The following is a 6,674-nucleotide window of genomic DNA, read 5'->3' as shown; positions in this document are numbered from 1 at the left end:
ATTGTGGCCAGCGATTGCGACCGGCCCGCTTCTCGCGTTCCGCACCGTTGTGCTGACAAGAGATAACTATACGCAGGACCGCGCCCCACCCACAAATCCCCCCATCACCTTGGGCGTGTCGAATCGGGGGCGCTCGTAGAAACCCCAGCACGGCACAAAATTCAGCCGAATCCGCCCCCGCTGGCGTCTCCCCGCGCCGTGCCCCGGGGAGGGCCCGCAGCCCCCGGAACGGCGCAGGAATTGCGCCCGCCCGCCGCGTGCGCGCCCCGCCGCACGGGGTATTCGGCCCCACGGTGCTCAGCCCCAGCACGACAGAACGCCACGGCCCGGCACCCCAGAAGGAGTGCCGGGCCGTGGCGTGTGCCTGCGCGGTTACGCGGTGGTGTACCCGTCGGCGACCGTGAGGGCCTCGTCAATAATCGCGAGGCCGCGGAGGAGGTCCTCCTCCGTGATGTTCAGCGGCGGTGCGATCTGGAGGCGGTTGAAGTGCACGAACGGCCAGAGGCCGGCCTCCTTACACGCGGCAACCACCGCGTTCATCGGAGCCGCCGCCTCGCCGCCCGCGTTGAACGGGACCAGCGGCTCGCGGGTCTCGCGGTTCGTGACCAGGTCGAGGGACCAGAAGAGGCCCTTGCCGCGGAACTCACCGATGCTCGAGTGCTTCTCGGCGAGCGCCCGCAGTGCGGGCTCGACGACCCGGCTGCCCAGGTCGCGCACCCGCTCGATGATGCCCTCCTCCTCGAAGATGTCGAAGGTGGCCACCCCCGCGGCGCACGCCAGTGGGTGACCCGAGTAGGTGAGCCCGCCGGGGAAGGCGCGCGTGGCGAACGTCTCGTGGATCGCCTCGCTCACGATCACGCCGCCCAGGGGGACGTACCCGGAGTTCACGCCCTTCGCAAAGACCACGAGGTCGGGGGTGACGTCGAAGCCCTGGAAGGCGAACCACTCGCCGGTACGACCGAAGCCAACCATGACCTCGTCGCAGATCATCACGATGCCGTACTTGTCGCACAGTGCGCGCACGCCCGGCAGGTACCCGGGCGGCGGCACGAGCACCCCGTTGGTGCCGGTGATCGTCTCCAGGATGATCGCCGCGATCGTCTCGGGGCCCTCCAAGACAATCGTCTGTTCCAGGTGCGCGAGCGCGCGCTCGGCCTCCTGCTCCGGGGTCTCCGCGTAGAAGGCGGAGCGGTAGGCGTAGGGACCCGTGAAGTGCACGATGCCCGCGTCGAGCGTGCCGTTGGCCCAGCGGCGCGGCTCCCCCGTCAGGGTAATCGCCGTGCCCGTCGAGCCGTGGTACGAGCGGTACCGGGAGAGCACCTTGTGTCGCCCGGTGTGGTGGCGGGCCATCCGCACCGCGTACTCGACGCCGTCGGCGCCGCCGTTCGTGAAGAACACCGAGCGAGCCCCCTCAAAGGAGTGCTCGACGATGCGCTTGGCGAGCTCGGAGCGCGCGTCGTTGGCGAAGGCGGGCTGGATCGTCGCGAGACGGCCCGCCTGCTCCTGGATCGCGCGGACGAGGCCCGGGTGCTGATGGCCGAGGTTCAGGTTCACGAGCTGCGAGGAGAAGTCCAGGTAGGACTTGCCCGCGTAGTCGTAGAACGTGGAGCCCTGGCCCGTGGCGACGGGGAGGGGGCTGATCGCGTCCTGGGCGGACCAGGAGTGGAACACGTAGCTCTTGTCGTCGGCGCGGATCTGCGCCTCAATCTCGGGGTTACCAAACTCCTGCCGCTGACCGGCGAGGTCGGTGTACCCGGTAATGGTTTCCGTCATGGGAGTGTTCTCCTCTTCTTCGCTGAATGACCTGGGGTGCCGGATTACTCGTTGCCCGGGAAGCCCAGGTCGACCTTCGAGGTGGCCGGGTCGGGCCAGCGGCTCGTGACCACCTTGCTGCGGGTGTAGAAGTGCACCGACTCGGGGCCGTAGATGTGCGAGTCGCCGAACAGCGAGTTCTTCCAGCCGCCGAAGGAGAAGGAGCCGACGGGCACGGGGATCGGCACGTTCACGCCAACCATGCCGGCCTCGACCTCGAACTCGAACTGGCGCGCGACGCCGCCGTCGCGGGTGAAGATCGCGGTGCCGTTGCCGTACTGGTGGCTGTTGATGAGCTCCATGCCCTCTTCGTAGGTGTCCACGCGGACGATGGCCAGCACCGGGCCGAAGATCTCGTCCTGGTACACCTTGGACTCGGGCTTGACGTTGTCGATCAGCGAGACGCCGATGAAGTAGCCGTTCTCGGTGAACTGCTGCTCGCGGCCATCGACCACGACCGTGCCGCCCTCGGCCTCGGCCCCGGCGACGTAGGAGGCGACGCGCTCACGGGCCTCGGCGGTGATCAGCGGACCCATCTCGGAGGCGGGGTCGGTGCCGTCGCCGATCACGAGCTTCGCGATGCGCTCCTCGATGGCGGGGACGAGCCGGTCGGCGACGCCGCCGACCGCGACGACGACCGAAACGGCCATGCAGCGCTCACCGGCGGAGCCGTAAGCGGCGGAGACCGCGGCGTCGGCAGCCATGTTGATGTCGGCGTCGGGCAGGACCATCATGTGGTTCTTTGCCCCGCCGAGGGCCTGGACGCGCTTGCCGTTCTCGGAGGCGCGCTGGTAGATGGAGCGGGCGATCGGGGTGGAACCCACGAAGGACACGGCCTTCACGTCAGGGCTGTCCAGGATCGCGTCGACCGCGGTCTTGTCGCCGTGCACCACGTTGAGCACGCCGTCGGGCAGACCCGCCTCGCGGAACAGGTCCGCGATGAAGACGGAGGCGGAGGGGTCGCGCTCGGAGGGCTTCAGGACGACCGTGTTGCCGCAGGCGATTGCGGAGGCGACCATCCAGAGGGGCACCATGACGGGGAAGTTGAAGGGGGTGATCGCGCCGACCACGCCGACGGGCTGCTTCACGGAGTGCACGTCGACCCCGGTGGAGACCTGCTCGGCACGCTCGCCCTTGAGCAGGTGCATGAGGCCGGCGGCGAACTCGACGTTCTCCAGACCGCGGGCGATCTCGCCGGCGGCGTCGGAGAGGACCTTGCCGTGCTCGCTCGTGACGATGGCGCTCAGCTCGGGGGTGCGCTGCTTGAGCAGCTGGCGGAGGGTGAAGAAGACGTCCGCGCGCTTGGTGAGGCTCGTCTTGCGCCACATCGGCAACGCTGCCTTGGCCGCGGCGATGGCCTCGTTGGTGCGCTCGGTGGAGGCGAGGGCGACCTCGTGCTGCTGCTCACCGGTTGCGGGGTTGAACACCGGGCCGTACGACTCGGCGGCGTCGATCTTCTCACCGTTGATGACGTGGGGAATGCGAGCCATGAGGCCCTCCTTAGGGTGTGTGGTGGGTCGGACGCCCCGTCCTGAGGATCATCACACTGTGTATGGCGGATCAGAATCGGGGGATATGCTCAGTATCGCAAGGGTTCCCCTCCCCCGACAGGGGCAAATCAGCGGCTCTTGCCCGTTTTTCGCACACTCTGTCCGAACAGCAAGGAGCCCCCGTGGCCACGAACGAAACGCTTCCCCTTCCCAGCGTCCGTGAAATCCTCGGTCTGCCCGAGGTCGTCGCGGGCGATCCCGTCCTGCTCGCGGGCAGTGACGGCCTCGATACGCAGCTCCGGTGGGTGCACGTCGCCGCCGGAGAGGGCCTCGCGAAACTCCTCGACGGGGGTGAGCTGATCCTGACGACGGGAGCCGGGTGGCCGGAGAACCCCGCGAGCCTCGTGTCCGAGCTGATCGACGCGGGCATCGCCGCCGTCGCGATCGAGCTCGGCGGGCGCTACCAGCGGGTGCCCGAGGAGATCGTGGCGACCTTTGAGCGCCGCGGGGTCCCCCTGATCGCCTTCCGCCGTGAGGCCCGCTTCGTGCAGATCACCGAACGGGTGCACCGCCGCATCCTCGCCGCGCAGAGCGAGGCGCTCGAGGCCCGGGCGACCGTGCACGAGATGCTCACGGAGCTGGGGCTGAACCGCAGCCCGGTCGATTACGTGATCGAGCAACTGGCCGTTACCGTGGATGCCCCGGTCGTGTTGGAAAACGCGGGCGGACAGGTTGTCGCCTGGGCCAGCCCGCACGCGGGCATGGATGCGACGAGCGTGCTCGCGCACTGGCCCGTGGACCCGAGCGATCTGCCGCGGGCGACGCAGGAGTGGAACCGGGTGCCCGTGGAGGCCCGCGGCACCCGCTGGGGCACGCTGACCGCGCTGCCCGGCCCCGCGCACCCGGCCGGACGGCAAACGGTGCTGGAGTTGGGCGCCTTCGCGCTGGCGCTCGGGCGGCTGGCCGACCCCGACCGCGACGACTGGCTGCAGTTGGGCTCCGCGAAGCTCGTGGACACGCTCCTCAGCGGGCGATTCCGCCGCGAGGAGGACCTCGGGCACCAGCTCAGCGCCGCCGGGCTCCCCGTCGAGGGGCGGGTGCTCTTTGGCGCAAGCCTGCGCGGCGTCGGCTCCTTCGGCTCGCACTCGACCCTGGAGTGGGCCCTGCTCGAAACCGCGCTCCGCCGCGCGGTCGCCCCGGAGGGCCGGGTCATCATTGCCTCCGGCACCGATCAGAGCGACGAACACACGCTGCTCGCGATGATCTCCGTGGACCCGGCGGACCCCCGCGGGCGCCCCGTCACCGGGTCGAGCGGGGAGTTCCCCGCCCTCGCCATCCGGCTCGACCGGGAGCTGCGCGGCATTCTCCCGGACACCGTGCCTGGGAACTGGCGGGCGCACCTGGCCATCGGCGCCCCCGGCTACGGTCCCTCCGGGCTCGTGACCTCCCTGGAGGGGGTGCGCGCCGCGGGGCGGTTGAGCACCCCGATGGGCACCGACCGGGTGGCCGTGCAGCAGGCCACCGCGCAGCCGCTCGAACACCTCGTCCGATCCCTCGCCGGGGTGCCCGCGGTCAGCGAGTTCGCCCGCGAAACGCTCGCGCCGCTCGTGGAGCACGATCGCCGCCGAGACGGCGATCTCCTCCGCGTCCTGGGCAGCGTCCTCGAGCACCCGACCAACCGCTCCGCGGCGGCCCAGGCGGCGAACCTGTCCCGCTCGGTGTTCTACCAGCGCATCGCCCTCATCGAGGAGCTGCTCGGCCAGGACCTGAGCAACGGCACCACGATCGCGACCCTGCGGGTCGCGCTGCTCGCGCACCAGAGCCGCTAACCGCAGCTCCCGGAGCCAAAAACGCCGCTGCCGCCACCCCGAGGGGCGGCGGCAGCGGCGATTCGCGCGGGCAGCGGTGTCGGCTACGCGCGGACGAGTACCGCGATGGCCTCGACGTGGTGGGTGTGCGGGAACAGATCGAAGCCGCGCACGCTCCGCAGCTCGTAGCCGAGCTCGCCGAGGGTCTTCACGTCGCGGGCCAGGGCGACCGGGTCGCAGGCCACGTAGATGAGCCGCTTCGGGGCGAGCTCGCCGAGCATCTGGCAGACCTCGCCGCCCGCGCCCGAGCGGGGCGGGTCGAGCACGACCGTGGCCTGGCGCAGGCGCTCGCGCACGACCGGGCTCTCCTCCTTGGTCAGGGTCCGCAGGAAGCGGTCCACGCGGTCGGTGACCGCCATCGCACCGATCAGGTGCGAGAGGTTCTCGGCGGCGTCGTCGGTCGCGCGGGCATCCGACTCCACGGAGGTGACCTTGAGGCGGGGCCCGGCGGCCTCCGCCATCGCGGCGGCGAGCAGGCCGACCCCGCCGTAGAGGTCCAGGTTCATCGCGAGGGGGTCGAACTCCTCGGCCTCGATCGCCTCGGCGACGGCCTCCGCGACCGCCTCGGTGAGCACGAGCGGCGCGGCGCGGTGAACCTGCCAGAAGCCCCCGGCGCTGACGCGGAACTCGCGCTCGCCCACGAACTCGGTCACGGGGTCGTTCTCGCCGGCGCGCGAGTCGTCGCCGGCGTGGTTGATGAGCATCCGGGGGTCGTCACCGCTCGGCGCGACGAGGTCAACGGCCGCAACGTCCGGCATGTGCTCGCCGAGCGGGGCGATCATGTTGATCTCCTCGATCGCGAGGGGCAGCTTGCGCACGTCGATGACGCGGTTACTGCGCGCGGCGTAGGGGCCGACCCGGCCGTCCTCGTCCACGTGCAGGCGGACTCGGGTGCGCCAGGCGAGACCGTTCACGGCCTCGTCGCCGGGGGCGGGGCTGACCTCGACGGGCAGGTCGATACCCGCCATCCGCTTCAGCGAGTCGCTCAGTACGAAGGCCTTCAGCTCGCGCTGGTGCGCGAGGGTGATGTGGCCAAACTCGGCGCCGCCGACGCGGTCCTCGGGGTCGCGGTCCACGTTGGCCTCTGGCCAGACGTGGTTGCGGCGGTGCGGGGAGGCCTCGAGCACGCGGAGGGTCACGCCGCGGGCGAAGGACTTTTTGCGGGCCTCGGTGATGCGGGCGACGACGCGCTCGCCCGGGATCGCGTCGCTGACGAAGACCACCCGACCCTCGTGCCGGGCGATGAAGAGGCCGCCGTGGGCGACGTTCGTGATGTCGAGTTCAATCTCGTCGCCGACGGCGAGGGAGCTGGGGGTGTGGTTCATAGGCCCATTCTCCCACGGGGAACCGGGGTGTGGCCGACAGCGGCCCGTTCGCGGCGCTCCCGCCGCCGCGTTCCCTAGACTCGGGGCATGCGCCTGATCCTCGCCTCGACGTCCCCCGCCCGCCTCTCGGTGCTCCGCGCCGCCGGAATCGACCCGGTCTGCATCGCGCCAGAGGTGGA

4 protein-coding genes and 1 pseudogene are annotated in these 6,674 nt (G+C 70.6%); 2 read left to right on the top strand and 3 right to left on the bottom strand.

All coding sequences use genetic code 11. The features are described from left to right. Window positions 1-372 precede the first annotated feature (372 nt). Both OOT08_RS11975 and OOT08_RS11970 read right to left on the bottom strand, forming a co-directional pair. Window positions 373-1,773, bottom strand: a complete 1,401-nt coding sequence (locus tag OOT08_RS11975) for an aspartate aminotransferase family protein (RefSeq protein WP_325092881.1) — start codon at window positions 1,771-1,773, stop codon at window positions 373-375. A gap of 44 nt (window positions 1,774-1,817) precedes the next feature. After that, complete coding sequence (locus tag OOT08_RS11970; protein ID WP_325092880.1) at window positions 1,818-3,302, bottom strand: CoA-acylating methylmalonate-semialdehyde dehydrogenase; 1,485 nt, start codon at window positions 3,300-3,302, stop codon at window positions 1,818-1,820. Between the two features lie 182 nt (window positions 3,303-3,484). On the opposite strand from OOT08_RS11970, the gene OOT08_RS11965 reads away from it, so the two are divergent. Further along, window positions 3,485-5,131, top strand: a complete 1,647-nt coding sequence (locus OOT08_RS11965) for a PucR family transcriptional regulator (RefSeq protein WP_325092879.1) — start codon at window positions 3,485-3,487, stop codon at window positions 5,129-5,131. An 83-nt stretch (window positions 5,132-5,214) separates the two neighbouring features. Here OOT08_RS11965 and OOT08_RS11960 read toward each other — a convergent pair whose 3' ends face one another. Continuing rightward, a complete protein-coding gene (locus tag OOT08_RS11960) occupies window positions 5,215-6,495 on the bottom strand; it encodes a class I SAM-dependent RNA methyltransferase (protein WP_325092878.1) in 1,281 nt (426 codons plus the stop codon). A gap of 87 nt (window positions 6,496-6,582) precedes the next feature. Between OOT08_RS11960 and OOT08_RS11955 the strand changes: the two are divergent. Beyond that, window positions 6,583-6,674, top strand: a pseudogene (locus OOT08_RS11955) (septum formation inhibitor Maf); the annotation flags it as partial.

Origin of the sequence: Leucobacter sp. M11 (assembly GCF_035726885.1) — a bacterium.
Classification (GTDB): Bacteria; Actinomycetota; Actinomycetes; order Actinomycetales; family Microbacteriaceae; genus JAPFRB01.
This window is presented reverse-complemented; position numbering and strand designations above follow the sequence as displayed.